Origin of the sequence: Glutamicibacter sp. 2E12 (assembly GCF_050030965.1) — a bacterium.
Taxonomy (GTDB): domain Bacteria; phylum Actinomycetota; class Actinomycetes; order Actinomycetales; family Micrococcaceae; genus Glutamicibacter.
In genome coordinates this window covers 3,317,322-3,342,624 of the sequence record NZ_CP188297.1, presented here as the reverse complement: position 1 = coordinate 3,342,624, position 25,303 = coordinate 3,317,322, and the positions used below count along the sequence as shown (strand labels likewise).

23 protein-coding genes and 1 tRNA gene are annotated in these 25,303 nt (G+C 61.3%); 4 read left to right on the top strand and 20 right to left on the bottom strand.

What is annotated here, in order from left to right; all coding sequences use genetic code 11:
- Window positions 1-11: 11 nt before the first annotated feature.
- The 15 genes from ACP3TE_RS15695 to ACP3TE_RS15625 all read right to left on the bottom strand — a co-directional run bounded on the left by ACP3TE_RS15695 (window position 12) and on the right by ACP3TE_RS15625 (window position 15,237).
- Window positions 12-686 carry a DNA alkylation repair protein gene (locus ACP3TE_RS15695; protein WP_105658503.1) on the bottom strand — a complete coding sequence of 225 codons (675 nt, stop codon included), beginning with the start codon at window positions 684-686 and terminating at the stop codon, window positions 12-14.
- Window positions 687-700: 14 nt separating this feature from the next.
- Window positions 701-1,360, bottom strand: coding sequence for a GyrI-like domain-containing protein (locus tag ACP3TE_RS15690; protein ID WP_332595112.1), 660 nt, complete (start codon window positions 1,358-1,360; stop codon window positions 701-703).
- Window positions 1,342-2,361: a magnesium and cobalt transport protein CorA gene (locus ACP3TE_RS15685; protein WP_332488796.1), complete on the bottom strand. Its 1,020-nt coding sequence runs from the start codon at window positions 2,359-2,361 to the stop codon at window positions 1,342-1,344. The genes ACP3TE_RS15690 and ACP3TE_RS15685 overlap by 19 nt, the downstream gene beginning before the upstream one ends.
- 179 nt (window positions 2,362-2,540) lie before the next feature.
- Window positions 2,541-4,277: an HNH endonuclease signature motif containing protein gene (locus ACP3TE_RS15680; protein ID WP_105661571.1), complete on the bottom strand. Its 1,737-nt coding sequence runs from the start codon at window positions 4,275-4,277 to the stop codon at window positions 2,541-2,543.
- 111 nt (window positions 4,278-4,388) lie between these two features.
- A tRNA-Ala gene (locus ACP3TE_RS15675) sits at window positions 4,389-4,461 on the bottom strand.
- Window positions 4,462-4,533: 72 nt separating this feature from the next.
- Entirely contained in the window at window positions 4,534-4,914 is a 381-nt protein-coding gene (gene rsfS, locus ACP3TE_RS15670; RefSeq protein ID WP_105658500.1) for a ribosome silencing factor, read from the bottom strand.
- Window positions 4,915-4,971: 57 nt separating this feature from the next.
- Window positions 4,972-6,354 carry a hypothetical protein gene (locus ACP3TE_RS15665; RefSeq protein ID WP_146112903.1) on the bottom strand — a complete coding sequence of 461 codons (1,383 nt, stop codon included), beginning with the start codon at window positions 6,352-6,354 and terminating at the stop codon, window positions 4,972-4,974.
- Window positions 6,355-6,436: 82 nt separating this feature from the next.
- Window positions 6,437-7,042, bottom strand: a complete 606-nt coding sequence (nadD, locus tag ACP3TE_RS15660; protein WP_105658499.1) for a nicotinate-nucleotide adenylyltransferase — start codon at window positions 7,040-7,042, stop codon at window positions 6,437-6,439.
- A gap of 2 nt (window positions 7,043-7,044) precedes the next feature.
- The gene (locus tag ACP3TE_RS15655) at window positions 7,045-7,257 is read right to left on the bottom strand and encodes a hypothetical protein (protein ID WP_105658498.1); all 213 of its coding nucleotides are present in this window, start codon (window positions 7,255-7,257) and stop codon (window positions 7,045-7,047) included.
- Window positions 7,258-7,375: 118 nt separating this feature from the next.
- Window positions 7,376-8,662 carry a glutamate-5-semialdehyde dehydrogenase gene (locus ACP3TE_RS15650; protein WP_105658497.1) on the bottom strand — a complete coding sequence of 429 codons (1,287 nt, stop codon included), beginning with the start codon at window positions 8,660-8,662 and terminating at the stop codon, window positions 7,376-7,378.
- 16 nt (window positions 8,663-8,678) lie between these two features.
- The gene (gene proB / locus ACP3TE_RS15645) at window positions 8,679-9,836 is read right to left on the bottom strand and encodes a glutamate 5-kinase (protein WP_105658496.1); all 1,158 of its coding nucleotides are present in this window, start codon (window positions 9,834-9,836) and stop codon (window positions 8,679-8,681) included.
- A 3-nt stretch (window positions 9,837-9,839) separates the two neighbouring features.
- Window positions 9,840-11,429: a GTPase ObgE gene (gene obgE, locus ACP3TE_RS15640; RefSeq protein ID WP_105658495.1), complete on the bottom strand. Its 1,590-nt coding sequence runs from the start codon at window positions 11,427-11,429 to the stop codon at window positions 9,840-9,842.
- 124 nt (window positions 11,430-11,553) lie between these two features.
- A complete protein-coding gene (gene rpmA / locus ACP3TE_RS15635) occupies window positions 11,554-11,808 on the bottom strand; it encodes a 50S ribosomal protein L27 (protein ID WP_013349162.1) in 255 nt (84 codons plus the stop codon).
- 48 nt (window positions 11,809-11,856) lie between these two features.
- The gene (rplU, locus tag ACP3TE_RS15630; protein ID WP_013349163.1) at window positions 11,857-12,165 is read right to left on the bottom strand and encodes a 50S ribosomal protein L21; all 309 of its coding nucleotides are present in this window, start codon (window positions 12,163-12,165) and stop codon (window positions 11,857-11,859) included.
- Between the two features lie 228 nt (window positions 12,166-12,393).
- Entirely contained in the window at window positions 12,394-15,237 is a 2,844-nt protein-coding gene (locus ACP3TE_RS15625; RefSeq protein ID WP_426736242.1) for an Rne/Rng family ribonuclease, read from the bottom strand.
- Window positions 15,238-15,843: 606 nt separating this feature from the next.
- On the opposite strand from ACP3TE_RS15625, the gene ACP3TE_RS15620 reads away from it, so the two are divergent.
- Window positions 15,844-16,467 carry a vitamin K epoxide reductase family protein gene (locus ACP3TE_RS15620; protein ID WP_332489127.1) on the top strand — a complete coding sequence of 208 codons (624 nt, stop codon included), beginning with the start codon at window positions 15,844-15,846 and terminating at the stop codon, window positions 16,465-16,467.
- 260 nt (window positions 16,468-16,727) lie between these two features.
- Window positions 16,728-17,315 (top strand): GNAT family N-acetyltransferase, encoded by a 588-nt coding sequence (locus ACP3TE_RS15615; protein ID WP_332489126.1) that lies wholly within the window; start codon window positions 16,728-16,730, stop codon window positions 17,313-17,315.
- 75 nt (window positions 17,316-17,390) lie between these two features.
- Here the strand turns inward: ACP3TE_RS15615 and ACP3TE_RS15610 are convergent, their stop codons facing one another.
- Window positions 17,391-17,609 carry a hypothetical protein gene (locus ACP3TE_RS15610; protein WP_332489125.1) on the bottom strand — a complete coding sequence of 73 codons (219 nt, stop codon included), beginning with the start codon at window positions 17,607-17,609 and terminating at the stop codon, window positions 17,391-17,393.
- A gap of 243 nt (window positions 17,610-17,852) precedes the next feature.
- Between ACP3TE_RS15610 and ACP3TE_RS15605 the strand changes: the two genes are divergently transcribed.
- Entirely contained in the window at window positions 17,853-19,142 is a 1,290-nt protein-coding gene (locus ACP3TE_RS15605; protein ID WP_105658490.1) for an AI-2E family transporter, read from the top strand.
- A 352-nt stretch (window positions 19,143-19,494) separates the two neighbouring features.
- The gene (locus tag ACP3TE_RS15600; protein ID WP_105658489.1) at window positions 19,495-19,701 is read left to right on the top strand and encodes a hypothetical protein; all 207 of its coding nucleotides are present in this window, start codon (window positions 19,495-19,497) and stop codon (window positions 19,699-19,701) included.
- Between the two features lie 63 nt (window positions 19,702-19,764).
- Here ACP3TE_RS15600 and ndk read toward each other — a convergent pair whose 3' ends face one another.
- The 4 genes from ndk to ileS are packed head-to-tail and all read right to left on the bottom strand — an operon-like array spanning window position 19,765 to window position 25,268.
- Window positions 19,765-20,181: a nucleoside-diphosphate kinase gene (ndk, locus tag ACP3TE_RS15595; protein ID WP_105658488.1), complete on the bottom strand. Its 417-nt coding sequence runs from the start codon at window positions 20,179-20,181 to the stop codon at window positions 19,765-19,767.
- A gap of 40 nt (window positions 20,182-20,221) precedes the next feature.
- Window positions 20,222-20,656, bottom strand: a complete 435-nt coding sequence (locus tag ACP3TE_RS15590) for a DUF4233 domain-containing protein (RefSeq protein WP_105658487.1) — start codon at window positions 20,654-20,656, stop codon at window positions 20,222-20,224.
- Window positions 20,656-21,951, bottom strand: coding sequence for a bifunctional folylpolyglutamate synthase/dihydrofolate synthase (locus ACP3TE_RS15585; protein WP_426736240.1), 1,296 nt, complete (start codon window positions 21,949-21,951; stop codon window positions 20,656-20,658). Before ACP3TE_RS15585 ends, ACP3TE_RS15590 begins: the two co-directional genes overlap by 1 nt.
- A gap of 56 nt (window positions 21,952-22,007) precedes the next feature.
- Window positions 22,008-25,268, bottom strand: coding sequence for an isoleucine--tRNA ligase (gene ileS / locus ACP3TE_RS15580; protein WP_105658485.1), 3,261 nt, complete (start codon window positions 25,266-25,268; stop codon window positions 22,008-22,010).
- Window positions 25,269-25,303: the final 35 nt, after the last annotated feature.

The window sequence follows — 25,303 nt, the reverse complement described above, 5'->3', positions numbered from 1 at the left end:
GATTGCTGGACCTAGGCTTTTCTTTTGGCCATTTCGGTGATCCAGATGGGAGCGAATGGTGAAATGCACCCGGCGGAGGTCGGGTAGTCCGCCAGCACCTGCAAGGTCTCGCCGATGGCCAGGGCACGTCGGCGCAAATGCTCATGCTCGATGCCGATGTGCGCCAGGGTCGTATTCATCGCCCACTGCAGGCGATCCGGTGCGGCGCTCATTCGGGCTTCGATCGTGTCAAGCAGCTGTTCCAGGTCCAGCAGTTCCGGGGCCTTGACTACCTGGTGGGCAGTCAGCTCCCAGCCGGCAGCCAGCTGTACCGGGTCGCTCTGGCTCATGAGCAGCAGGCGGAGCTCCTCGAGCAGCTTGGATTTCTTGACGATGTAGCTCAGGAACCATGCTTGGACCTTGGGAGTGCTGGCGCCTTGGCTCCACACCTGCAGCTGCTCCAAGGTAAAGCTCCGTGGTTTGGCGATCAGCAGCGCGACCAGCCGGGTTGCGGTTTCGCCGGTGGCCCAGAGTTCCTCGGCAAGCTCCTGGTTGCTCTTCAACGACTTGGCCAAGGCGCGGAGCTTGCCTAGATTCACGCCGAAATCATCGCCGTGCTTCTCATTGACCGCGCGGTACTTGGGGTCTTCGAGCTCGGCCAGTGCCTGTTGCACTTGGGCAACTGTGCTCTGGGGTGCCAGTTCCATCTATTTTCCTCTCGCTAGTTGGGCTCAACGGGTTGGCGCAGGATCGTGCGAAGCTTTTCCGGTGCCACCTTACGAGGGTCGCCGAGGTAGATCTCGTGGTGCTTGCCAGTCATGCGCAGTCCCTGGCCGGGTATGAATTCGTGGTGCATCGCGGCCAGGATTTCGGCTTCTGCATCGTAGGGGCCAATGTGCAGCGTCTGCACGCATTGGCCTTCAGCAAGCGACTGGAACCGGATGCGCCCAGGGCAAGGCAACGGCTTCTTCGCCTGGGCGGTTTCCAGAGCCGTCGCGTAGTCGTCCTCGTTGATCCACGCCGGGACCATCAGCATCATGGTCCAGCTCCACTGTTCCTTGTCTCTCCGTTCGGTAAAGACCGCCATGTCCTCGGCCCACCACAAGCCTTCCAGCGGCGGGACGACATAGTCCTTGCCCTGCGCCTTGCTCGCGAATTTGAGTTTGTAGGCCACCGGATACAAGGTTTGCAGGGCTTGCTGGTACAAGTTGCTGGTATTCGGGTCACCTGATCCATCGAACATCAGGTAGTGCATCGCTGGCAGCTGCAGGACACGGAACTGCCCGGCCACGGACCGATAGCTGTCCAGCGACTTCTTGAAGTCGATTTTCGCCGTCAATGTCTCCCCTGGAATCTTTCCGCTCAGAACCACTTGCGCCATTTGAATACACCATATAGTGCGGCAGCAAATCCCAGCATGAGGCCGGCCGCAATCGGGTAGCCGAAGGTCCAATGCAGTTCTGGCATGTTCTCGAAGTTCATCCCGTAAATCGCTGCAATCAAGGTCGGGGCGAAGAGGATCGCTGCCCAACCGGAAATCTTCTTCATGTCCTCGTTTTGGCGCTGGGCTACGAGGGTGGAATTGACGCTCAAGATCTGCGATAGCGCATCCCGGTATTCCACGGCTTGGGTATGCGCGCGGGTGAGGTGGTCAGTGACATCCTGCAGGTAGGTTTCCAGCTCAGCGGGCACCGGGTACTTCTTGAACCCGTCGTCGAGCGATTGCACGACCTCCAGCAATGACGCGGTCGCATGCTGCATGTCGATCACTTCTTGGCTGAGGCGATAAATGCGTTCGGTGACTGCGGCATCGCCACTGAAGACTTGCCGTTCGATCTGCTCCTTGTCGATCCCCAGGCCGTGGAGCACGGGGGCGTATCCATCAACAATCGCATCAAGTATCCGGTACAGCACTGCTTCGGCGCCCAACCGGAGCAGCTCCGGGTCTTTGAGCAGCACCTGGTCCTTGCGAAGCTTGCCGTTCCTGATTGACTCGACGAATTCCTCGCCGTCTGTGCCGTCGATCCACCGGTGGTCCTGGCAGAGCACCGCCACAGCGCCTTTGCGCATCAGGATGTGGAACTCGGACAGCTCGACTTCTTCGGATTCATCGAGGTACAACGCTGAGCGAACTACCAGCAGGAGCACCTCGCCGTAGCGTTCGAGTTTAGGCCGCTGGCGGGCGTGCACGAGGTCTTCGGCTAGCACTGGATGCAGTTCCCACGCCTCGGTGAGATCGTGGATGTCAGCTTCATCTGGTGTGGGATACAAGGACAAAGCAATGCGCTGATCACCAGTCTGGCCGAACGCCAGCGCATCGGCCGCGCTCGTGCCTTCCGGAGCGGATTCCACGTTGCCATCATCAATATAGCGAACAGCCATCGAGGTATGCGACGAATTCTGGGTACCGAAAAATGGTCGGGAATTCGCAGCCCGGCGTTGAACACGTGACATATTGCTCCTGAATGATCTTCGTTCATTCAAGTATCGCAACTCCGGCGAGAATATCGGCGCTGAAACGGTCCTCCGCTCGTCGGCGGCTGAATCTTGCTAGGGGGATCTCAAGGTTCGACGATTTCTACGTCCAGCTCCCCCGCGCGCCACTTCGCTGTCGTTTCATCCGCCAACGCTTCAGCTTCCAATGCCTCTGCGGGAGTCATGAAATACGTATTGATCCGCAATTTCTGTTCCGGATCCAATTCTGGTGAAAGCAATACCATCGGCCTGCTCTCCGGAATCTTCACCGCGTGGAACAACCCGCAATGCCGGGCAGTGTGGTGTATCAGGCAATTCAACCCGGCAGACTTGATATCCGTTCGTCCACCCTTTTCCCACGCGTCCAGATGATCAATTTCGCACCGTTCTACGGGCATGCTGCATCCAGGATAGGAACAGCCCCGGTAGGCGGCTCGGATCGCACGGCGCTGGGACTTCGAATACAGTCGTTGCGTCCGGCCTAAATCGAGGGGCAGGCTCTGGCCATTGAGCACTACCGGATACACTCCGGCATTGCACAGCGCAGTTCTGACTTCACCAGCAGACAAGGACATCCCACTGCTGGTGACCGCGAAGTCTTGTGCTTGCTCTTGCATCTTGTCCCAATTCAGAATGATGCTCACCTGCGGTGCGACCAACCCAGCACGTTGACCCGGCGGGTCACTGGTGCTCGTCCTGTCACTCATCAGCATTGCCATGAATCCAACTAAACGGCGTCGCTCGGGCTTCAAATCCTCCCATGGAGTGACTGCACCATTGGTAGCTGATTCAGTATTACGTTCTTCAGGATCCCCCGGCCGGCAACATTCTTCCTCGTCATCCGAGGTCTCCGAAACTTGTTCGTTGTTGTCTGCCGGCGGACTATCGTCTTCGGTTTCTTCGTCCGCCACCGGATCGTCTTTTGCCCAGTCCGGTTTGGACTCCGCATCGTCCCAACCGGAGTCCTGCTGACCCGTGAATTGAGCCTCGGCGTCTTTCAAGCCGTCCCTGTTCCCGGCCACGGTGGCAGGATTGTCCAGTTGCGCGAAGTAGGCCTCGATATACGCCGCCTGGGAGGGCAACACACGAAGCGTATACTCGATCAGGCCCTGGCGCATGCCCTTCTTGAAGATGCCAATGCGCTCCAGCAGAGCTTTCAGCGGGCGTTTGCCGGCTTTCACCTGAGCCACCAAGTCATTGATGTGCTTACGAGCCGATTTGGGTTCTGAGCGCAGGAAAGCGACTGATTCTGCTTCCAATCGCGCTTTCTCCGCCTGGCCGGTTTCATCGTCGCCGAAATCATTACGTGCCGAATGCAGCTTCAAGGCCGTAGAAGCTACCAATCGCGGGTCCACATTCGGGGCTTCGAATTGCGCGGCTAGCTCCGGGAGCCACGGCTCTACCGGTTGCCCTGCTTGATCGACACCACCTAGCAGGCAGTCGGCTTGGACTAGCCGAGTTCCTGCAGTGCCGCGCGGAATATTCAGCCAGTCGGTCATCATGCCTTTGGCGTCTTTGAAATGGGTGCGCCCGGTAGTGGCATGTCCTTCGGCGGCTTCAAGTTGTTCCAGCGTGGGATCGACACCAGCATCGCTGACCGCTTGGAAGGAGGCCTGATCAAGTTTGTGTGCACCGGTGCGGCGTAGGGCATGAGCTGCGTGGATCTGTGCCCGACTGAGCTTTTGGTTGATTTCCTCGACATACAGCGCGAATATCGCAGCGTGGCCGGCCGGTACGTCGCCGGACAGGATCGAAGTAGCCAAGGCGATTAGCTTGCCCGCCTCGACCAGATTCGATAGTGCTTGTGCCGTCACTGTGCTCATGGGATACAGCATGCCGTGGGCATCGCGGGCACCGGCGGTGGGCAACACGGTTTGTGGAAAACAAAAAATCCTGAAATCTCGGACAAACCGAAATTTCAGGATTTTAATTTGTGGAGGTAAGGGGATTCGAACCCCTGACCTTCTGCATGCCATGCAGACGCGCTACCAACTGCGCCATACCCCCAAAAGGATTGCTACCCTGATCAGGCAACTCCATAATCATAGATGACTACCTGATCAGGATGCAAATTGAGGGTTACTTCTGGTTTTCAGAAAGTTCCTCAGGCAGCTCGATGACTGGGCAGTCGGCCCACAGGCGTTCGAGCGCGTAGAAGATGCGGTCTTCCTGGTGCTGAACGTGGACGACTACGTCGCCGTAGTCCAGCAGGACCCAGCGTCCCTGGCCGAAGCCTTCACGGCGAATCGGACGCATGCTGTACTCGTCGAGCACCTCAGCGACGATTTCATCGACGATTGCGTTCACCTGAGGTTCTGATCCACCAGAGACAATCAAGAAAGCGTCGGTGACGCCCAAGCGGTCGGCAACGTCCAGCGCGACCATGTTTTCTGCCATCTTCTCGGAAGCCGCGTGCGCGGCAACTTTCACGAGGGCAATTGATTCGGCGTGTGCTCCCATAGAGTGGAGTGTCTCCTTATAGAGGTGTAGATCGAGAACCTAATTGTCCTACGAAAACTAGTTGCCAAGCAACATGATCAAGCCAGCAATCAATGCTGCACCGCCCACGCTGAGGGCGACGATCATCGCGATCAGCATGTTATTGGCGCGGCGGAGGCCGTGCGCCTGCACGTCAAGTGGCTGCAATCCCTGTGCATTGACCGCATCGATGCGTGGCATGTCAACGTCCGGGGCCGGTTGGGCCGTATGGGTTTCAGCCTTCTGATCCGCCGGCGCCTTTGGCGCAGGCTTAGCGGCTGGTTTTGCAACTGGCTTGGCTGCAGGCTTGGCCGGTGCCTTGGCCGCAGGCTTGGCGGGGGCCTTCGCTGCGGGTTTGGGCGCCGGCTTGGCCATAGGCTTCTTGGCTGCTGGTGCCGCTTCGTCCTTCTTGGAGCTGAGCTTGCCGCCGGCGTTGAAGTCCAGCGAAACACTCTGGGTCTTGGGCCCTTGCACGCCGGTTTTGGCGATGCGGTCCTCGACCTCGCGAATGTTGCCCATGGCGCCGGTGAAAGGATCGGAGGCCTTGTCGTCCTTGCCCTGGTTGGCATTCTGGATGCGCAGGCGTTCACGTTCCGCGGCACGGCGGGAAATGATGGCCGCGCGGGCTGCCATTTCACGCTGGTGGGCGAGCACTTCGAGATCGATCTCGGAATCGTCCTCCCCCAGCAGGTTTGGATCGACCGGGGTCTTCGGCGCGTGGGCACGGCGGGCGGCTAGCGCCTGCTCGACGCTCATGACCGTAGTCTCCGGGTCGTCTTCCTTGGGCGCAGGCTTCTTGGCGGCCGGGGCCTTCGGCTCGGCCTTGCCCTGGTCTGCCAGCGCCTGGAGGCGCAGTTGACGGCGGGTCAGCGGCTTAGGTTCCTCCGCGGGGGCGACCGTTGGAATATTAGTGGTCAGCGCGCCGACCTCTTCTTCCAGTCGACGACGCTCGCGCAAGGCCTCGCGGTCACGGGCACGGCGCAACGACGCCCGTTCACCCAGGGACTCTTCGGACTGTGGTGCGCTAGCTGGCTCAGCTGCAGGCTTTGCGCTGGGAGCCTTGGCTGGGGCTCCAGCCGGCTTGGCCGCTTCTGGCTTGGCACCTGCGGTCTTGGCGGCTGGCTTGGCCGGCTGCGGCTTGGCTGGAGCTGGTTTTGCCGGCTCTGGCTTGGGTGCAGGCTTGGCCGGCTGCGGCTTGGCTGGAGCTGGTTTTGCTGGCTCTGCCTTGGGTGCCGGCTTGGCCTTTGGGGTCGCGTCAGATTTCGCTGGCTTCGCCGAATCCTCGGCCTTTTCCGCGCTTTTCGACGCGTGCTCCTTGGCTGCCTGCTCGGCCTTGCTGTTGGCCAGCAAAGCTTCCATCTCAGCACGTCGTTTTTCGCGCAGAGCTCGCCTGCTTGAAACCGGCTGCGAGTTATCGCTCATCCTGATACTTCTCCCGACCGCATAGACAAATACCGTCACCCTTACCTAGAGATTATGCCGTGCTACCCCACCTTATGTGAGGTTACGACTCGGTATACAGCCCATATTTTGCAATGTACTGCACCACACCGTCCGGCACAAGATACCAAACCGGCTTGTCGGCGGCGACACGCTCCCGGCAATCGGTAGAGGAAATTGCCAGTGCCGGAATTTCCAATTGCGAGACATTGTCGCGACCCACATCCGCGATGACATAGCCAGGGCGGCTCACGCCAACGAAGTGGGCGAGGTCGAAGACCTGGTCGATGTCGCGCCAGCTCATGATCTGGCTCATCGCGTCGGCACCGGTAATGAAGAAGAGCTCCGCATCCGGGCGCAAGGCGCGCAGATCGAGCAAGGTGTCACGCGTGTAGGTGGCGCCTTCGCGGTCGACGTCGACCCGGCTTACGGTGAAGCGCGGGTTCGACGCGGTGGCGATCACGGTCATCAGGTAGCGGTGCTCAGCGCTGGTGACCTGGCGATCGGCCTTCTGCCAAGGCTGGCCGGTGGGCACGAAAACGACCTCATCCAGGCCGTACTCGGCGGCTACCTCGCTGGCAGCGACCAAGTGGCCATTGTGGATGGGGTCAAAAGTACCGCCCATCACGCCGAGGCGCAATGGGCGGTCTTGAGGCTTTTGCTCTGCCAAGACTAGTGGCTATGTGGTACGTGAGTCTTGAACTGGCGGTGGGTGTCCTCTGGTTCAGGCTTTGCCTCGTGGCGGTTGCCTACGTTGGTGTAGGAAACGGTAATCAGCAGCAGGACCATCAGTGCTGCGAAGATGCCCCCACCGACGATCACAGCGAAAGTGTGAGGATCCATGCCGGTGGAAGCGGCTTCCGAAGCCAAAATCAGCGCGTTCAAGATAATTCTCCAGTCGTTTTCACGAGTTCGCTAAGCCAGCAACCTGGGCGGCTGGATCAGTAGCTCGAAAAGTAACGGTACGTTTCTTCTACATCGTACCGAAAAGGGCGGTCAGAAACTATTTGCGAATGTGCCCGTCGCCCTGGACGATCCACTTGGTCGTGGTCAGTTCGGCCAGGCCCATCGGGCCGCGAGCGTGCATCTTCTGGGTCGAGATGCCTACTTCTGCGCCCAGGCCCAGCTGCCCGCCGTCGGTGAACCGGGTCGAGGCGTTGACAATCACCGCAGCCGAGTCGATCTCCGCCACGAACTGCTCGGAAGCAGCCAGCGTGGAGGTGATGATCGCCTCGGTATGGCCGGTGGAGTAGGCGCGGATGTGCTCCAGGGCCTGGTCCATGCCATCGACGACCTTCACCGCGATATCCAAGTCCAGGTACTCGTTGCGCCAGTCATCCTCCCCCGCCGGGATGGTCGGCAGCTGCGGAACCAGCGCGGCGGCTCGGTCGTCCGTGTGCAATCTCACGCCGGCTGCGGCCAGGGCCTGCAGCACTGCCGGGGCCACAGCGGCATCCTTGTGGACCAGCAGGGTCTCCACGGTGTTGCAGACGCTGGGGCGGTGGGTTTTCGCGTTGAGCAGGATATCGACGGCCATTTCCTCGTCGGCGCTCGCGTCGAGGAAGATGTGCACATTGCCTTCGCCGGTTTCAATTACCGGGACCTTGGCGGTGGTGACCACGCGCTGGATCAGCTCGCGGCCGCCACGCGGGATGAGCACGTCGATCTTTCCGCGCGCGCCCATCATGGCGTCGGCACCGGCGCGGCCGAATTCGTCGACCGAGATCACGATGTCGCGGGGCAGGGAGACGGACTCCAGCGCGTCGCGGATCACCGCGACCAGCGCCTGGTTGGAGTTCAGCGCCGCCGAACCGCCACGCAGCAGCACCGAGTTGCCGCTCTTGAGCGCCAGGCCAGCGATGTCCACGGTGACGTTCGGACGCGCTTCGTAGATGGTGCCGATGACGCCCAGCGGGACGTTGACCTGGCGCATGCGCAGGCCGTTGGGCAGGGTTTCCCCGCGCACCACGCGACCGACCGGGTCGGGCAGGCCAGCGAGTTCATGCAGCGCGGAAATCAAGCCGTCGATGCGCTTGCCATCGAGCTTCAACCGGTCCAGCAGGGCCTCGGAGGTGCCATTGGCGCGGCCGGCAGCCAGGTCCTTCTCGTTGGCGCGCAGGATCATCGCACGATTCTGGTCGATGCGCGAAGCCATGGCCGCGAGGGCGCGGTCCTTCCAGTCGCGGTTGGCGCGCTTGAGGATCCGTGCGGCGCGGCGTGCACGGTCGGCCAGCTGGTGGACCGAGGTGGTGACGTCGGTGGTCGTTTCTTCGGTGTTTACGGCATCCATACTCATGCTCCTCATTCTAGAAAATGGGTTCGATCAAAGCTAGGTCGTCAACATGCACTACTGATCTGTCGTAACCTTCGCCCAGCTCCTCAACCAGATCCGTGGTGTTGTGTCCGAGCATCTCGGGCAGTTCATGGGAGCTGAAGTTCACCAGCCCGCGAGCGAAGGGGGTTCCTTCCGCGTCGCAGATCTCTACGGCGTCACCAGCCTCGAATTCCCCGCGGACGGCGGTAATGCCGGCTGCCAGCAGCGAGTTGGTTCCCTTTTCGATGGCCTTGACTGCGCCGGCATCCAGGATCAGCTTGCCTTCGATGGAAGCCAGATAGGCCAGCCAGACGTCGCGGGCCGAACGGCGGGAGTTGCGGGCGGCGAACCAGGTGCCTACATCCTGTCCGCGCAGCGCCTTGGCGGCATTGTCGGTGCTGGTCACCAGGGTGGGAATGCCCGCCGAGGAGCTCAGGGTCGCGGCATCGACCTTGGTGATCATGCCGCCGGTGCCGACTCCGGCTGCCCCCGGGGTGCCCAGGTCCACCGCTTCGAGTTCGTCGGGGTGCTCGATGGTGGTGATGCGGCTGCCACCGTCATCAGGGTGCGCGTCGTAGACCGAGTCCACGTCGGAGAAGAGCAGCAGCGCGTCGGCCTTGACCAGGTGGGCCACCAGCGAGGCGAGGCGGTCGTTGTCGCCGAAGCGGATTTCGCGGGTGGCGACCGCGTCATTTTCGTTCACGATGGGCAGCACGCCCAGGTTCAGCAAGCGAACCAGGGAGCGCAGCGCGTTGGTGTAGGAAGAGCGGCGCATCAGGTCGTCGGCGGTGAGCAGCACCTGGCCTACGCGCTGGTCGTACTCATCGAAAAGCTGGGTGTACTGCGCCAGCAGCAGACCCTGGCCAACGGCCGCCGCGGCCTGCTGGGTGGCAAGGTCCTTGGGACGCTTGGCCAACCCGAGCGGGGCCAGACCGGCGGCAATGGCACCTGAGGATACAAGAATGACCTCGGTACCGTTGTTGACAGTTTCAGCGAGAGTGTCCACCAGGAACTTCAACCGCTCGTGGGATATCCCGCCGCTGACCGTGGTCAGCGAGCTGGATCCAACTTTGACCACTAAGCGCTTGGCTTGAGGCAGTTGGTGGGGCGAGGTAATGGCTGAAATTGTTTTGGTGGCACTTTCACTCATACTTTAATTTTCCTCCTGGGTTGCCTTTGGTTCCGCAGTCTTTCGTCCGTACTTGGAGTCAACCGATTCGGTCCAGACGCCGGCCTTGCGTTCGGCTTCCAGTTCGGCGCGAGCCGATGCCTTGGCCGCCCGGCGCTCTTCGTGCTCGGCACGCTTTTCCTCGCGGGTCTTGCGATCGCCGCGATCCTCGAGGCGGATGTCCTCGCCGCGTCGGCTGCCGCCGAGCAGTTCGGCGCCGGCTGCCATAGTTGGCTCCCAATCGAAGACCACTGCGTTGTCCTCGGCGCCGATGATTACCGCGTCCCCTGGCTTGGCGCCGGCCTTGAACAGCTGGTTTTCGACACCCAGCTTGGCCAGGCGGTCAGCCAGGTAGCCGACAGCTTCATCGTTGCGGAAATCGGTCTGCATAATCCAGCGTTCCGGCTTTTCACCGATAACTCGCCACATTGGCTCAAAGTTCTGCTCCTCGCGGCGGATGGTGAACTCGGCACGCTTGGTGGTACGTGGACGAATCACAGGCACCTCGACTACTGGGGCTTCAACAACCTGTTCAGCGCGTGCCTGCTCTACCAATTCAGCCATAGCGAAGGACAGATCACGCAATCCGTTACGCGAGAGCGCGGAGATCTCGAAGACGCGGTAACCGCGTTTTTCCAACTCAGGGCGCACGAATTCAGCCATGTCGGCACCGTCTGGCATGTCAACCTTATTAAGTGCGATCAGCTTCGGGCGCTCGATCAGCGGCACGATGGTGCCGTCGGTACCGGCGAAGGTGGAGTCGGCTTCGTAGTTGGCCAGCTCTGCTTCGATGATGTCCAGGTCGCTGATTGGGTCGCGGTCCGCTTCCAGCGAGGCGCAGTCCAGCACGTGCACGATGGCGGCACAGCGCTCAACGTGGCGCAGGAACTCGTGGCCCAGCCCCTTGCCTTCGGAGGCTCCAGGGATCAGGCCAGGCACGTCGGCGACAGTGAAGCGGGTTTCGCCTGCTTCGACGACACCCAGGTTAGGCACCAGGGTGGTGAACGGGTAGTCGGCGATCTTCGGGCGTGCCGCGGACACGGCGGCGATCAGCGAGGATTTGCCGGCCGATGGGTAGCCCACCAGCGCGATATCCGCCATGGACTTCAGTTCCAGGACAATATCCTGGCCGGTTCCGGGAATGCCCAGCAACGCGAAGCCCGGGGCCTTGCGCTTGTCCGAGGCGATGGACGCATTGCCCAGGCCGCCCATGCCGCCTATTGCGGCGATGTATTCATCGCCCGGCTTGACCAGGTCGCCGAGGATGTCGCCGTCCTTGGTCTTGATGACGGTGCCGGCAGGTACGCCCAGGACCAGGTCCTCGCCGCTCTTGCCCGGGTGCAGACCGCCCTTGCCCGGCTCGCCGTTGCCGGCCTTGCGGTGCGGCAGGTGGTGGAAGTCCAGCAGCGTGGTGACCTGGGGGTCGACGCGCAGGATGATGTCTCCGCCCTTGCCGCCGTTACCGCCGTCGGGACCGCCAAGCGGCTTGAACTTCTCACGCTTGATGGACACACAACCGTGGCCACCATTACCTGCGGTGACATGAAGGGTTACGCGATCAACGAATGCAGCCACGGGGCCATCTTCTCCTAGTACGGGGTTGCGAGGGTTACTCGCTTAAAAGTCTAACTATGCACGCAAGGGGCGGACCGAAATCGGCCCACCCCTTGTGTACTAAAAAATTTGCCTGTTGCCTGAATTAGGCAGCAGCCACAATGTTCACCACGCGGCGACCACGACGGGTGCCGAACTCGACTGCGCCAGCAGCCAATGCGAACAGGGTGTCATCCTTGCCACGGCCTACGCCGGCGCCTGGGTGGAAGTGGGTGCCACGCTGGCGAACGATGATTTCGCCTGCCTTGACTTCCTGTCCACCATAGCGCTTTACGCCTAGGTACTGTGCGTTGGAATCGCGACCGTTGCGAGTGGAACTCGCACCTTTCTTATGTGCCATGCCTTTTAGCCTCTTTCGCTACAAAAATGGATTCTACGATTGCCTGAATTAGGCGATCGAGGTGACCTTGACCTTGGTCAGAGCGGCACGGAAGCCCTGGCGCTTCTTGTAACCGGTCTTGTTCTTGTACTTCTGGATTACGATCTTCTCGCCGCGAAGGTTTTCTACAACCTCAGCGGTGACCGTGACCTTAGCCAGATCGGCAGCTGCGGAAGTTACCTTCTCGCCATCTACCAACAGCAAAGCTGGAAGCTCGATGGAGCTGCCTGGGGCAGCCTGAAGACGGTCAACGGTGATGAGGTCTCCAACGGAAACCTTCTCCTGGTGGCCGCCTGCGCGGACAATTGCGTACACCACGTGGGTACTCACTTCTACTCGACGTTTATTGTCTTACCGGCGCAGATATCGACCCGAACACCCACAAAGTGGATGCGATCCCGGGGATCTCATGCGCTTGTGCCTTGACGCCGAGCGGACCAAAAGTCCGTGATCTTGGCGTTTAGCACCGATCAACTAGATTACGCTAGTCCACACCGCTGGAGCAAATACAAACTGCCCCAGCGAGGGAAGCGTGATCAAGTTCATCTATTTCAGTTCGCGTACTGGAACACCCACACCGAGCATTACCGGTTGCCCGGCAGGCTCAGCTGGCTTATCTTTCTGCGAACCGGAGGCATCCATCTGAACTACCGAACCGGTAGCGGCGGATACCTCTGCCACGAGAACCTCTGCAGTCGCATCGCCCTGGACCGAGGTGGCCCGACGACTGCGACGCTTTGGCTTCGTGGAATTCTGTGGGGCTGCCGCGGTGGCGGCAGCTGGGACGGAAGCCGCGGGACTGCTGGACTCAGCAGGCGCGCTGGCAGCAGGCATGGCCAGGCCGGTGAGCACCGGCTGGTCCTGCTGTGCCGCTTCCTGCGGACGCGAAGCACGGCGTGAGCGCTTGCGCGGCTGCTCCTGGGACGTCGAGGCGGCAACAGGTTCAGGAGCAGCCTGCTGTTCCTGGTTGGCCTGAGCTTCCTCGTTGCCCGAAGCGTTTTCCTCGGACTGGTTGCGTCCGCGTCCACGGGAGCGTGAACGGCGGCGCGGCTTGCGGCTGCCGTCCTGCTCGTCGCTGGACTCATCCTGGCCCGGCAACGCTGCTTCCAGCGCTTCCAGGGTAACCGAGGCCTCGGTGCCCTGCGCAGACGCCGCGGACTTGGCCACAGGAATCTGTTCGCCCTCGATGCTCACTGCGTTTTCAGCAGCGGCATCCAGGTGCGAAGCGGCGGCAATGCTGGCCAGGGCGTTGCGCGTGGCTTCGTCCTTCTCCCCTGCTGCCGGCTCCTGCTTCTCAACTGGCTTCTGCTCGTCCTTCTCGCCGCCACGACGGCGGCGGGAGTTGCGGCTTGGCTTGTCGTTGAACTTCTTGCTGTGCGCTTCGCCCTGCGAGTTGAAGGTCTTGCGCGATTCAACTGGCTCTTCGTGGGTGATGAAGCCAGCACCTGCACAGTGCTCGCACTCTTCACCGAAGACTTCGAGCAGGCCGGTGCCCATGCGCTTGCGCGTCATCTGGACCAGACCCAGCGAGGTCACTTCAGCAACCTGGTGCTTGGTCCGGTCGCGGCCCAGGCACTCCACCAGGCGGCGCAGCACCAGATCGCGGTTGGATTCCAGGACCATGTCGATGAAGTCGATGACGATGATGCCGCCGATGTCACGCAGGCGCAGCTGGCGGACCACTTCTTCGGCCGCTTCCAGGTTGTTCTTGGTCACGGTCTCTTCGAGGTTGCCGCCCGAACCGGTGAATTTACCGGTGTTCACGTCGATGACGGTCATCGCTTCGGTGCGGTCGATGACCAGCGAACCACCCGAAGGCAGGAAGACCTTGCGGTCCAGCGCCTTGGCGATCTGCTCGTCCACACGGAAGTTGGCGAAGATGTCCTCTTCGGCTTCCCACTTCTCCAGGCGGCCCATCAGATCCGGCGCCACGTACATGACGTAGGCCTCGATGGTGTCCCAGGCGTGGTCACCGGAGACGATCAGCTTGGTGAAGTCCTCGTTGAAGACGTCGCGGACCACCTTGATGGTCAGATCGGGTTCCGAGTACAGCAGTTCCGGAGCCAGGGTCTTGGTGGAGTTGGCCTGCTCTTCGATGCCTTCCCACTGCGCACGCAGCCGGTTGATATCGTTGGTCAGTTCTTCCTCGGAAGCGCCTTCGGCGGCGGTGCGCACGATGACGCCCGCGTTTTCCGGCAGGTGGTCCTTCAGGATCTTCTTCAGGCGCTGGCGTTCGACATCAGGGAGCTTGCGCGAGATGCCGGTCATCGAACCACCTGGCACGTAGACCAGGTAGCGGCCAGGCAGGGAGATCTGGCTGGTCAGCCGGGCGCCCTTATGGCCTACCGGGTCCTTGGTGACCTGCACCAGGACCGAGTCGCCAGCCTTCAGGGCGTTCTCGATACGGCGCGGCGCGCCTTCGAGAGCCGCTACGTCCCAGTTCACTTCGCCTGCGTACAGCACGGCGTTGCGGCCGCGACCGATATCCACGAAAGCAGCTTCCATGGATGGCAGCACATTCTGCACCTTGCCGACGTACACGTTGCCGATCAGCGAATCCTGCTGGGTCTTGGAGACGAAGTGCTCTGCAAGCACTCCATCTTCCAGTACGCCGATCTGGATGCGGTCCTCGCGCTGGCGCACGATCATCTTGCGCTCGACGGATTCGCGGCGGGCCAGGAACTCGGCCTCGGTGATCACCTGGCGGCGGCGACCGGTTTCGCGTGATTCGCGGCGGCGCTGGCGCTTGGCTTCCAATCGGGTGGAACCGCGCACCGAAGCGACCTTGTCGTTGACCGAGCTGTGGCTTTCGATACTGCCACGCGGGGCGCGCACACGGGTAACGGTGTTGGGCGGATCATCCTGCGAGCCGCCCTCAAGTTCCAGATCCACTTCCCCGCGGCGACGGCGGCGGCGGCGGCGCGAAGTCACGTCGTCGGCATCGGCGTCTGCCTCGGGATCTGCGGCAGCTGCGCGGCGAGCAGGTTCCTGCTTCTTCGCAACAGCCTGGGCCAGAACAGCCTGAGCTGTTTCCGGCACGGCGAAAGGATTCAAGATCATGGTGCTGCCGTGTTCGGCCAGCAGCATGCCGGTCTGGTCAACGTCGTTCGCTTCCTCAACCGGTGCAACTTCCTGCTCGGCCGGGGCAGCGATTTCAGCGCTCTGCTCCTGGACGTCTTCCTGCTTGTCCTGGACGTCTTCCTGCTTGGCCGCGGCGACCTCTACGGCCTCGTCATTCGCGGTATTGCGCACTGCCTGCGCCCGGCGTTCGGCCTGGCGGCTGGCCCGCTTGGTGGAATCAGGGGTGGAAATCTGGGTGCGGCGGGTGGCCCGCCAGCGGTATGGGCTTTCCTCGACGCCGGCAGCGGCATTGAGTTCGGCCAAGGTCATGGCGCGACGCAGTGGTCGCGCGGGTGTGGTTGAAACACTGGTACGGCGGGCTCGTGTTGAACGGTTGCCCCGCTTATTACCTTGCGTTCCGCCCTTTCGTTGATTTGCTGCGCTCATTTAAATTCGCGTACTCCTACTATGTCCCGCTCGGGCATCCTCCACAGACGGCGCCGTTGCTGAAACTACAATCATCACGTGTCGCTTGGCCTACTTATCTTCCAGTAGTCCGGACACAAAAGCTCGCTATTTTCCGCGGGTTCGACGCTGGTCCAAATTTCTGAACCAGGCGCAAATCCTGCGGATCAACGTGGCCTAAGAAAACCGGCTGCTTTCCTTTGCAGCCCTACGATCCGCGGTATTCCCCCGGGAGGCGCACATATTGGGCACTCAACCGAAGCGATGCATCGCCTGTCGATCTGTTGTTTCAAAAGTCTATCGTCGGGTTGAAAGCAGACTGTGGATCCGCGAACAACCACTCCCATTCTCTCATATTTCGTTCACGCCTTGTTCATTGCTTCTCACCAGATGCACAGAAATGCTTCCTAGGATGAAAAAGGCCTTGGCGGAATAACCCGCTTTCCTATGAACTTATGGAATAGTCAAAACATGGTTTCATCACAAGAAAATAGCCACGGCTCGGGCGTGTTGCCCTGGTGGGCTAAGGAACGCGGCTTCGGGCTGTTCATCATCGTTACGGGATTGATCTCTTGGCTCGCCGCCGGAATCCTGGTCCTGGAACGCTTGGAGTTGTACAAGAACCCCGACTACATCACCAGTTGCGACGTCAATCCCTGGATCTCCTGTGGCACCGTGATGAAATCCGAGCAGGCAGGAATCTTCGGATTCCCCAATCCCTTCTTCGGGATCGTTTGCTTCGCTGTTGTTATCGCCATCGGCTTCGCCCTGCTGGCCGGCGCAACAAACCTGAAGCGCTGGTTCTGGCTGTGCTTCCAGCTGGGCATCACCGCCGCTATGGGCGTGGTGATCTGGTTCTGGTCCCAGGCCCTGTATGAAATCAACGCCCTGTGCCCTTACTGCATGGTCGTGTGGGCCATGACGATTCCCTTGTTCGTGTTCACGACCGCACGCAATGTGCTTACCGGCGTGATTCCTGCTGGAGCCGGCGTGAAAAAGTTCTTCGCCGAGTGGAGCTGGATCATTACCGCCGTCATCTGGGCGCTCGTTGCCGCATCGGTCGTCCTGCGTTTCCCGCTCGCCTTCTTCGGCTAGAGCCCGGCTTCCATGCCCACCTGTGGGGCCGCTACTTCGGTAGCGGCCCCGCAGTGCTGTTCCTGGCGCTCCCCCACCCCGCCGCCAACCAGGTCGGCCGGCCTTGTGCCACTGCTTGTTGCACCCCGGCGCGCCACCGGCGCCAAGACATCCCGCTTCGGCCTCCGATCCGCGTCAAAACGTCCATCGGCAAGGCCGGAAAGGGTTCGCCGTCAACGATCTTCCGGATACTGTCCAGCTAGACCCGGTAGATTAGAAGCATGGCAAGTGACATATGGAACACAGAAAATGCCCAGGACTACGGAATCAACCTGCTGATTTCCGAACACCTTCGGCTCCGTGAACTACAAGAGGAAGATCTTGCGTTCCTCACCCAATGGTGGAATAGCCCAGAATTCATGGCCCTGCAGGGCAACCTGGTACTTCCCCACCCGATCACCGAAGCCGCAGAACTCTTCAAGTCGCGCAGCGTCAACCGTGGCACTACCGACGGCGTGGGACTTTCCATCACGCTTCCCGACGACACGCTGATCGGGCACACCGCTTTGTACGACTACAACGCGCCGGCCCGTTCCGCCGAATTGATGATCATGATCGGTGGTTCAAATGTGGGCCAAGGCTATGGCACCATGGCCACCAAGATGATCATCGACTACGGCTTCCGCGAGATGGGCTTGAACCGCATCGGCTTGAACGCCTGGGCGTACAACGAGCGCGCACTGCGCACCTTCAACCGCGCAGGGTTCCGCGAAGAGGGCCGAGTGCGCCAGGCTGGATTCCACGATGGGTCGTTCCACGACAAGATCATCATGGGCCTGCTGGCCAAGGAGTACTTCAACGCCAAGTAGTCCGCACAGGCAGAGAACGAGACCTTAACAGAGCTGGGGCCGCGCATTGCGCGGCCCCAGCTCTGCTGCGTCAGTTCACTTCTGGACCAGACCCGCATAATCGGTCTGATAGCCCGTCACCGGCTGGTGAGGGATTTCCTCCCAGCGTTCTGGATCTTCTTGTTGGACTTCGCCCGATGCCATTCCGAGCAGCAATTCCTTGAGCGCAAGAACATTTTGGCGAATCAACTTGCCGCGGGACTTCTGCCCGAGGCTTCCGTCACTGCTATTTCCACTGGTTTCAAAGAAGACCACCGGGTTTCGATGCCCGTCGGCATTGATCCCCCGCTAGTTCAAGCCCAGCATCATTGCAGAGACGACGCCGCAGGAATGCCGGGGAAATCAGCCCGTGGGTGCACGAATCGATGCATTCGGGCACGAAAACGGGTTAGTGGCCAGTGTGAACGCCAAAAAATCAGCATTTCGGTGTTGCCTTGGGACCTTGTCAAGTCGTTAGCCTATTGTTAGAGCTATCAGAACCAGCTACAAGGAGCGACTATGGCTTTTTTCCGTAAGGTCAGGCCCGCCGCGTTGTTGAAAAAGCAACCTCAGGACGACAAGCCGACACCTGCCGAGCACCACCGTGTTCCGGCCAGGGACGCCAAACCAGATTTCACGGTCACCAGCCTGTGGACCGACTTGCTAGGACGCCTAGGCATTCGAAGCGCCCAGCTGCTGGTAGTTGGCGCGCTGGCAACATTCCTCATCATCGGCATGCTCCGCTTGACCATGATCGTGATCCCGACGTTGCTGGCCGTCATCATTTCCTGTGCGTTGTGGCCCCTGGTGGTCAAGCTGCGCAAGTTTGTTTCCCCGATGCTGGCAGCATGGATCGTTTTTCTCGGATCCCTATTGGTCCTCGGAGGCATTGGCACCGGCCTGGTCTTCTCGGTCATCAAGGAATGGCCAAAGCTCGTTGACCAAGCTGTTGAGGGCTTCAACCAGCTCAATGACATGGTTCAGGGCTTCATCGGCACGATGCCTTTCAGCGTCGACCAGAGCCAGATCGATAATGTTGTCGAAACGGTAACCGGCTTCTTGACCAGTTCCCAGTTCGGCACCGGCGCTTTGAACACGCTGAGCGCAGCAGGCAGCTTCGTGACCGGCCTGGTCCTGCTGCTGGTGATCCTGTTCTTCTTCCTGAAGGACGGCGACAAGATCTGGGCCTTTGCCGTGTCGTGGACTCCACGCCACTACCGCAACAAGTGGATTCTTTCCGGCGACCGCGCGCTGCGCACCTTCGGCGGCTACATCCGCGGTACTGCCACCGTGGCCGCGGTGGATGCTTTGGGCATCACCGCGACGCTGCTGATCGTGCAGGTTCCATTGGCCATCCCGCTAGGCGTCATTGTTTTCCTCGGTTCCTTCGTGCCGATGGTAGGTGCCACCGTTGCCGGCATCCTGGCCACGCTGATTGCATTGGTTACCAACGGACCTGTGGTGGCGCTGATCGTGCTGGCTGCGGTGATCCTGGTGAACCAGCTGGAGGGCAACTTCCTGCAGCCGGTCGTCATGGCCAACGCCCTGAGCCTGCATGCACTGGTCGTGCTGATGGCACTGACCGCAGGCACCGTCCTGGCAGGCATCGTTGGCGCCGTCCTGGCGGTGCCACTGGTGGCCGCTTCATGGGCGGTGATCAAGGTATGGACCGGGCGCGACAAATCCGATGCGGTGGCTGAAGCCAGCGAGGACATCAAGTCTGAAGTCGAGATCAGCGAAGAGCAAGCGGCTTTCGACAAACTCGAAGCGAAGGAACAGCACCAGGAATCCCTGAAGGATTCCGAGTAGCTGTTGCGGCTGGGGCGCTCCTGCACGTCAGGGGCGTCCTTCCTTTTGCCACTTAAATGCTCTTGATCGAATTATTTCCGATTAATTCTCAAAGAGTTCACACCCTCATCCAGCCCCGGCTTCCCGGGGTTTTCGCGCTGGGGACAAGACCGGTGGACCCGATCCCGCGTTGCCGTGGATGTGGTTTGTGTGTTTAATGTGACTGAAGTGATGGAAGTGGAGCGACGCGGGATGCGCAATCGCCTTGAGAAGTTTTGCTGCATGTCTTCGTTTTCCCCAACAGGGAAAACCCGCGCCACGCTTCGCCCGCAATCAATGTGCTAACGCGCACTGAAGACTGGGAGGTATCCACGTGCTGGAATTCAGCAATGACGGAGCAGATAAGTATCTTTCGCACATAGTCGGCCCTATCACCGACCACCACCAGGTGGTCAGGATCGGCGCTGCAGAGCATCTGCCGCTGGACTCGACCGCACAGGCGCTCGGAAGTTCGGTGCAGCAGGCAGCTAGCCCGCAAGGAGCTATGCTCGCCCAGGACAGTTTGGATGACTGGTTCTAGGACCCGCTTCCAGGCATGAAAAATCCCGGCAGTTTCCAACTGCCGGGATTTTCGCGTTTCGATCTACTTGCCGAACCAGATGCCGATCTCGCGCTCGGCGGACTCGACGGAGTCCGAACCGTGGACCAGGTTCTGCTGGACCTTCAGGCCCCAGTCCCGGCCGAAGTCGCCACGGATGGTGCCTGGAGCCGCGGTGGTCGGGTCGGTGGTGCCAGCCAGCGAACGGAAGCCGGGGATAACGCCCTGGCCTTCAGCCACGATCGCCACCACCGGACCGGAGAGCATGAACTCAACCAGCGGCTCGTAGAATGGCTTGCCTTCGTGCTCTGCATAGTGCTCGGCGAGCAGCTCGCGAGTAGCTTCCAGCTGCTGCAGCTTGGCAATGGTGTAGCCCTTGGCTTCAATGCGGCCAAGGATCTGTCCGGTCAGACCGCGCTTGACGCCATCTGGCTTGACCAGGATCAGGGTACGTTCAGTCATGTGACTACCTCTTCGTATCGTTGATGTACTTCTTAGGTTCTCAGGCTTGCTCGGGGTTCGCCTTTTCCCAGGCTTCTTGGGCGGCGGCGCGGCGCTTGTTCACTGCGTCGATTTCGCCGCCCTTGTTCAGCGCATACCACCAGCACAGGGCGAAGGCCGCTGCGAGGTAGAACATGTCCGGCAGGATGAAGCCGCACAGGAAGAACACTACCTGCAGGATCCAGCCGATGATGTAGCCGATCTTCTTGCCCAGCAGGGCGCAGTTGAAGATGCACAGCAGCGCCACGGCAGCGCCGAGGCTGAGCACGACCACCGGTTCTCCGCCACGCTTGAGCCCGAAGGCCGCGAGGGTGACGAACACCGCCAGCAGCGCCTCGCAGACCAGCACTGTTGATGCGAACATCATTTTCGTGGAGCGCTGCTTCTTCTTCATCCCAGGACGCCACTCGCGCTGGGCACGGGTGAGTTTAGCCATCAGGATTCGCCTCCCTTGAGCAACAGTGAAATCTCGCCCACCAGTGTAATCGAACCGGTCACCAGCACGCCGCCGGACAAGTCGTTGCCTGCCTCGGCGCGGCCCACCGACCATTCGATGGCATCTTCCAGGTCCTCGGTGACGTGGATGTCCTCTTCCGGCCAGCCAGCGTCGATCGCCATGGTGGACAGTTCGCCGGCCGGGATGGCCCGCGGCGAGGACGACTGGGTGATGCAAATGTCCTCAACCATGTCACCGTACTGCTCGCGCATGGTGTAAAGCATTGCTTCGGCGTCCTTCTCCTGCAAGATGCCAACCATCAGCACCAGGCGGGTGAAGCCGAAGGATTCCTTGATCGCCTCTGCGGTGACGCGTATGCCATCCGGGTTGTGGCCGGCATCCACCAGGATGCTCGGTGCCGCGCGGACCAGTTCCAGGCGGCCCGGGCTGGTGGCGGCCGCGAAGCCGTCGCGGACCAGATCGGCATTCAGCTCGCGCTGGCCGCCGCCCAGGAAGGCCTCCACCGCAGCCAAGGCCACGGTGGCGTTCTGCGCCTGGTGGGCACCGAACAACGGCAAGAAGATCTCGTCGTAGCGCGCCGCTTGGCCCTGGATGGACAGCAGCTGCCCGCCCACGCCATGCTGGCGTTCCAGGAGCTTGAAGTCCAGGCTGTCGAAAGCTGCCGGCACCTCAAGCTCGCGGGCGCGAGCCAGCAGCACGTCGGCGGCATCCACCGGTTGCACCGAAGAGACCAGGTAGCCGCCGGGCTTGAGGATGCCGACCTTTTCTTCGGCAATCTCGCCCGGGGTATCCCCCAGCAGATCGGTGTGGTCCAAGGAGATCGGGGTGATCACCGAAACGTCGGCTTCTGCCACGTTGGTGGCGTCGGTGATCCCGCCCAGGCCGACTTCGAGCACCACGACATCCACCGGAACCTCGGCGAAAACCGCGAAGGCCAGGATGGTGACAGCTTCGAAGTAGGTCAGCTTGTTTTCGCCGCGCTCGACGAGCTCGGTGTCCACGATCTGAAGGAACGGGCTGATTTCATCCCACACGCGCACGAAGGTCCCGTCGTCTACCGGGGCACCGTCAATGGCGATGCGCTCGGTGACCGAGATCAGGTGCGGCGAGGAGTAGCGGCCGGTGCGCAAGTCGTGCGCCATCAAGAGCGACTCGATCATGCGTGCGGTCGAGGTCTTGCCGTTGGTGCCGGTGATGTGGATGACCGGGCAGGCCTTGTTCGGCTCGCCCAGGACCTCCATCGCACGGAACATCGGTTCCATGCGCGGTTCCATCTTGTTTTCCGGCGCGCGAGAGAGAAGTTGCGCGTAGACGCGGTCCAATTCGCTCACTAGTTGGCCTCGACTTTGCCAGAATCCAGCTTGGCCACGGTGACCTGCTCGCCATCTACCGAATCATCGGCGACAAGTTCCAGCTGCGCGGTCAGGGTTTCACCTGCCACCAGCTCGCGGTTCGCTTCCAGTGCCGCGATGGCGGCCGTGTTGGCGGTGACCACGGTGTGGATGCGATCCGATACCTGCAGGTCCGCGTCCTTGCGGGCGGACTGGATGGAGCGGATCATGTCGCGTGCGGTGCCTTCGGCAGCCAGTGCCTCGGTGACCTCGGTATCCAGCACCAGGAAGCCGCCGTCGATGACTGCCGCGGCAATTTCGCCTGCCGCATCAACCACGGTGTCCAGGGTGTATTCGCCCTCGGCCAGTTCCAGGCCGCCTGCGGTGACGACACCGTTGGTGACGGACCAGTCCCCGGACTTGGCGCCCTTGATCGCCTGCTGCACGTTCTTGCCCAGTCGCGGACCGGCGGCGCGGGCGTTCACTACCAGCTGCTGGCTGATGCCGTAGCTGGCCGCGTCGATGCCTTCGGCATCGATCAAGGTCACGGCCTTCAGGTTCAGCTCGTCCTTGATGATCGACGCGTAGGTGCCCTCCAGGCGGGCAGCGCCGGTGAGCACGACCTTCAGCTCGGCCAGCGGCAGGCGCACGCGCAGGTTCTTGGCCTTGCGCAGCGAGGAGCCCACGGAGCAGATCTTGCGGGTGGTTTCCATGGTTTCCAGCAACGCGGCGTCGGTTGGGAACTCGCTGGCTTCTGGCCAGTCGGCCAGGTGCACCGAACGCTCGCCGGTCAGCCCGCGGAAGATCTCTTCGCTGGCCAGCGGCAGCAGCGAAGCGGTGACCTTCACCAGGGTTTCCAGTGCGGTGTACAGGGTGTCGAAGGCCTGGGTGTCTTCATCGAAGAAACGCTGGCGGCTACGGCGCACGTACCAATTGGTCAGGGTGTCCATGTACTGGCGCACGGCCTCCGTAGCATCGGAGACCTCGTAGGAATCCAGTGCCTCGGTGACTTCGCGCACCAGCTGGCCCGTGGCGGCCAGCATGTACTGATCCAGCGGGTCGGTGGAGTCCATCGAGCGCTTGGCCTCGTAGCCGGCCCCGTTGTTGGCGGAGTTGGTGTAGAGGTTGAAGAAGTGCCAGACGTTCCACAGCGGCAGCAGCACCTGGCGCACGCCATCGCGGATGCCCTGTTCGGTCACGACCAGGTTGCCGCCGCGCAGGATCGGCGAGGCCATCAGGAACCAGCGCATGGCATCGGAGCCGTCGCGGTCCAGGACCTCGGTGACATCCGGGTAGTTACGCAGGGACTTGGACATCTTCTGCCCGTCCGAGCCCAGCACGATGCCGTGGGAGATCACGTTGGTGTAGGCCGGGCGGTCGAAGAGCGCGGTGGAGAGCACGTGCATGGTGTAGAACCAGCCGCGGGTCTGTCCGATGTACTCAACGATGAAGTCCGCCGGGTGGTGGCCGGAATCGAACCATTCCTGGTTGTTGAACGGGTAGTGCACCTGGGCGTACGGCATCGAGCCGGAGTCGAACCAGACATCGAGCACGTCTTCCACGCGCTTGAGGGTGCCGGATTCGGCGCAGCCCTCATGGGCCTTGGTCAGCTCGTCGATGAATGGGCGGTGCAGGTCAGGCTGGCCTTCGTGGTTGACCGGCATGCGGCCGAAGAAGTCCTGCATTTCCTGCAGCGAGCCGAAGACTTCGCGGTGCTCGCATTCGGCACCGGTGCATTCCCACACCGGGATCGGCGAACCCCAGTAGCGGTTGCGCGAGATGGACCAGTCGCGGGCGTTTTCCAGCCACTTGCCGAACTGGCCGTGCTTGACATTGCCCGGGATCCAGTTGATCTGCTCGTTCAGCTCGACCATGCGGTCCTTGAACTTGGAGACCTCGACGTACCACGAGGAGATCGCGCGGTAGATCAGCGGGGTGCGGCAGCGCCAGCAATGCGGGTAGGAGTGCTCGTAGGAGGCCTGCTTGACCAGCTTGGCCTCGTCCTTGAGCACATTGGTGATGGTCTTGTTGGCGTCGAAGACCTGCACACCGGCGATCTCGGCCAGCGGGCCGTTGCCGAAGACAGGAAGGAACTTGGCGCCCTCGTCTACCGAGAGGATCACCGGGATGCCGTGCTCTTCGCAGACCTTCTGGTCATCCTCGCCGTAGGCCGGAGCCTGGTGCACGATGCCGGTGCCGTCGGCCACGGTGACGTAGTCGGCGGTGAGAATCTGCCAGGCGTTTTCGGTGCCGTACTTCTCGGTGTCGGTGTACGTGTCCCACAGCGGCTGGTAGCGCACGCCGGCAAGCTGCTCACCGGTGTAGCTGGCGGTGATGGCCGCAGCGGCTTCCTTGGCATCCTTGTAGCCCAGGTCCTTGGCGTAGGAGCCCAGCAGGTCGCGGGCCAGCAGGAATGGCCCGGCGGCGGCCGAAGCCTTCACGCCGGCCTCGCCTGCAGGAACCACGACGTAGTCGATCGCCGGGTGCACGGCCAGTGCGGCGTTGGTTGGCAGGGTCCACGGGGTGGTGGTCCACGCCAGGGCCTGCACGCCGGCAAGTGCCTTGGAGGCTTCGGTTTCACCGGCAAGGATGGTGAAGCCCACGGTGACGGTCTGGTCCTGGCGGTTCTTGTAGACGTCGTCGTCCATGCGCAGCTCGTGGTTGGACAGCGGGGTCTCGTCCTTCCAGCAGTACGGAAGCACGCGGAAGCCCTTGTAGGTCAGATCCTTGTCCGAAAGCTGCTTGAAAGCCCAGATGACCGATTCCATGAACTCGACGTTCAGGGTCTTGTAGTCGTTTTCGAAGTCGACCCAGCGAGCCTGGCGGTTCACGTACTGCTTCCACTCATCGGCATACTTCATCACCGAGGTGCGGCAGGCGTCGTTGAACTTGTCGATGCCCATGGCTTCGATCTGCTTCTTGTCGGTCATGCCCAGCTGCTTCATAGCTTCCAGCTCGGCTGGCAGGCCGTGGGTGTCCCAGCCGAAGCGGCGCTCCACGCGCTTGCCGCGCTGGGTCTGGTAGCGCGCTACCAGGTCCTTGACGTAGCCGGTGAGCAGGTGGCCGTAGTGTGGCAGGCCGTTGGCGAAGGGAGGGCCATCGTAGAAGACGAATTCTTCGCCCTCGCGCTGGTCAATGGAGGCCTGGAAAGTGTCGTCGTTCTTCCAGTATTCGAGGACGCGCTTCTCAAGATCTGGGAATCGCGGTGAAGCCGGGGTCGAACCGGTTGGGTCTGTAGTGACCTTCGGATAAAAGCTCATCGAATGGGCCGTCCTTCAAGCGTAGGGTCGATAAA

Excerpts from the sequence above, each read along its gene's own strand:
- ACP3TE_RS15615 (WP_332489126.1), top strand. The coding sequence starts at position 16,728 with ATGGCAAGTGACATATGGAACACAGAAAATGCCCAGGACTACGGAATC.
- ACP3TE_RS15680 (WP_105661571.1), bottom strand. The coding sequence starts at position 4,277 with ATGAGCACAGTGACGGCACAAGCACTATCGAATCTGGTCGAGGCGGGC.
- proB (WP_105658496.1), bottom strand. The coding sequence starts at position 9,836 with ATGAGTGAAAGTGCCACCAAAACAATTTCAGCCATTACCTCGCCCCAC.
- ACP3TE_RS15690 (WP_332595112.1), bottom strand. The coding sequence starts at position 1,360 with ATGGCGCAAGTGGTTCTGAGCGGAAAGATTCCAGGGGAGACATTGACG.
- ACP3TE_RS15665 (WP_146112903.1), bottom strand. The coding sequence starts at position 6,354 with ATGAGCGATAACTCGCAGCCGGTTTCAAGCAGGCGAGCTCTGCGCGAA.
- ACP3TE_RS15650 (WP_105658497.1), bottom strand. The coding sequence starts at position 8,662 with ATGGATGCCGTAAACACCGAAGAAACGACCACCGACGTCACCACCTCG.
- rpmA (WP_013349162.1), bottom strand. The coding sequence starts at position 11,808 with ATGGCACATAAGAAAGGTGCGAGTTCCACTCGCAACGGTCGCGATTCC.
- ACP3TE_RS15620 (WP_332489127.1), top strand. The coding sequence starts at position 15,844 with ATGGTTTCATCACAAGAAAATAGCCACGGCTCGGGCGTGTTGCCCTGG.
- ACP3TE_RS15695 (WP_105658503.1), bottom strand. The coding sequence starts at position 686 with ATGGAACTGGCACCCCAGAGCACAGTTGCCCAAGTGCAACAGGCACTG.
- ileS (WP_105658485.1), bottom strand. The coding sequence starts at position 25,268 with ATGAGCTTTTATCCGAAGGTCACTACAGACCCAACCGGTTCGACCCCG.
- ndk (WP_105658488.1), bottom strand. The coding sequence starts at position 20,181 with ATGACTGAACGTACCCTGATCCTGGTCAAGCCAGATGGCGTCAAGCGC.
- ACP3TE_RS15585 (WP_426736240.1), bottom strand. The coding sequence starts at position 21,951 with ATGGAACCGCGCATGGAACCGATGTTCCGTGCGATGGAGGTCCTGGGC.
- rsfS (WP_105658500.1), bottom strand. The coding sequence starts at position 4,914 with ATGGGAGCACACGCCGAATCAATTGCCCTCGTGAAAGTTGCCGCGCAC.
- ACP3TE_RS15605 (WP_105658490.1), top strand. The coding sequence starts at position 17,853 with ATGGCTTTTTTCCGTAAGGTCAGGCCCGCCGCGTTGTTGAAAAAGCAA.
- ACP3TE_RS15625 (WP_426736242.1), bottom strand. The coding sequence starts at position 15,237 with ATGACCTTGGCCGAACTCAATGCCGCTGCCGGCGTCGAGGAAAGCCCA.
- ACP3TE_RS15685 (WP_332488796.1), bottom strand. The coding sequence starts at position 2,361 with ATGGCTGTTCGCTATATTGATGATGGCAACGTGGAATCCGCTCCGGAA.
- ACP3TE_RS15590 (WP_105658487.1), bottom strand. The coding sequence starts at position 20,656 with ATGGCTAAACTCACCCGTGCCCAGCGCGAGTGGCGTCCTGGGATGAAG.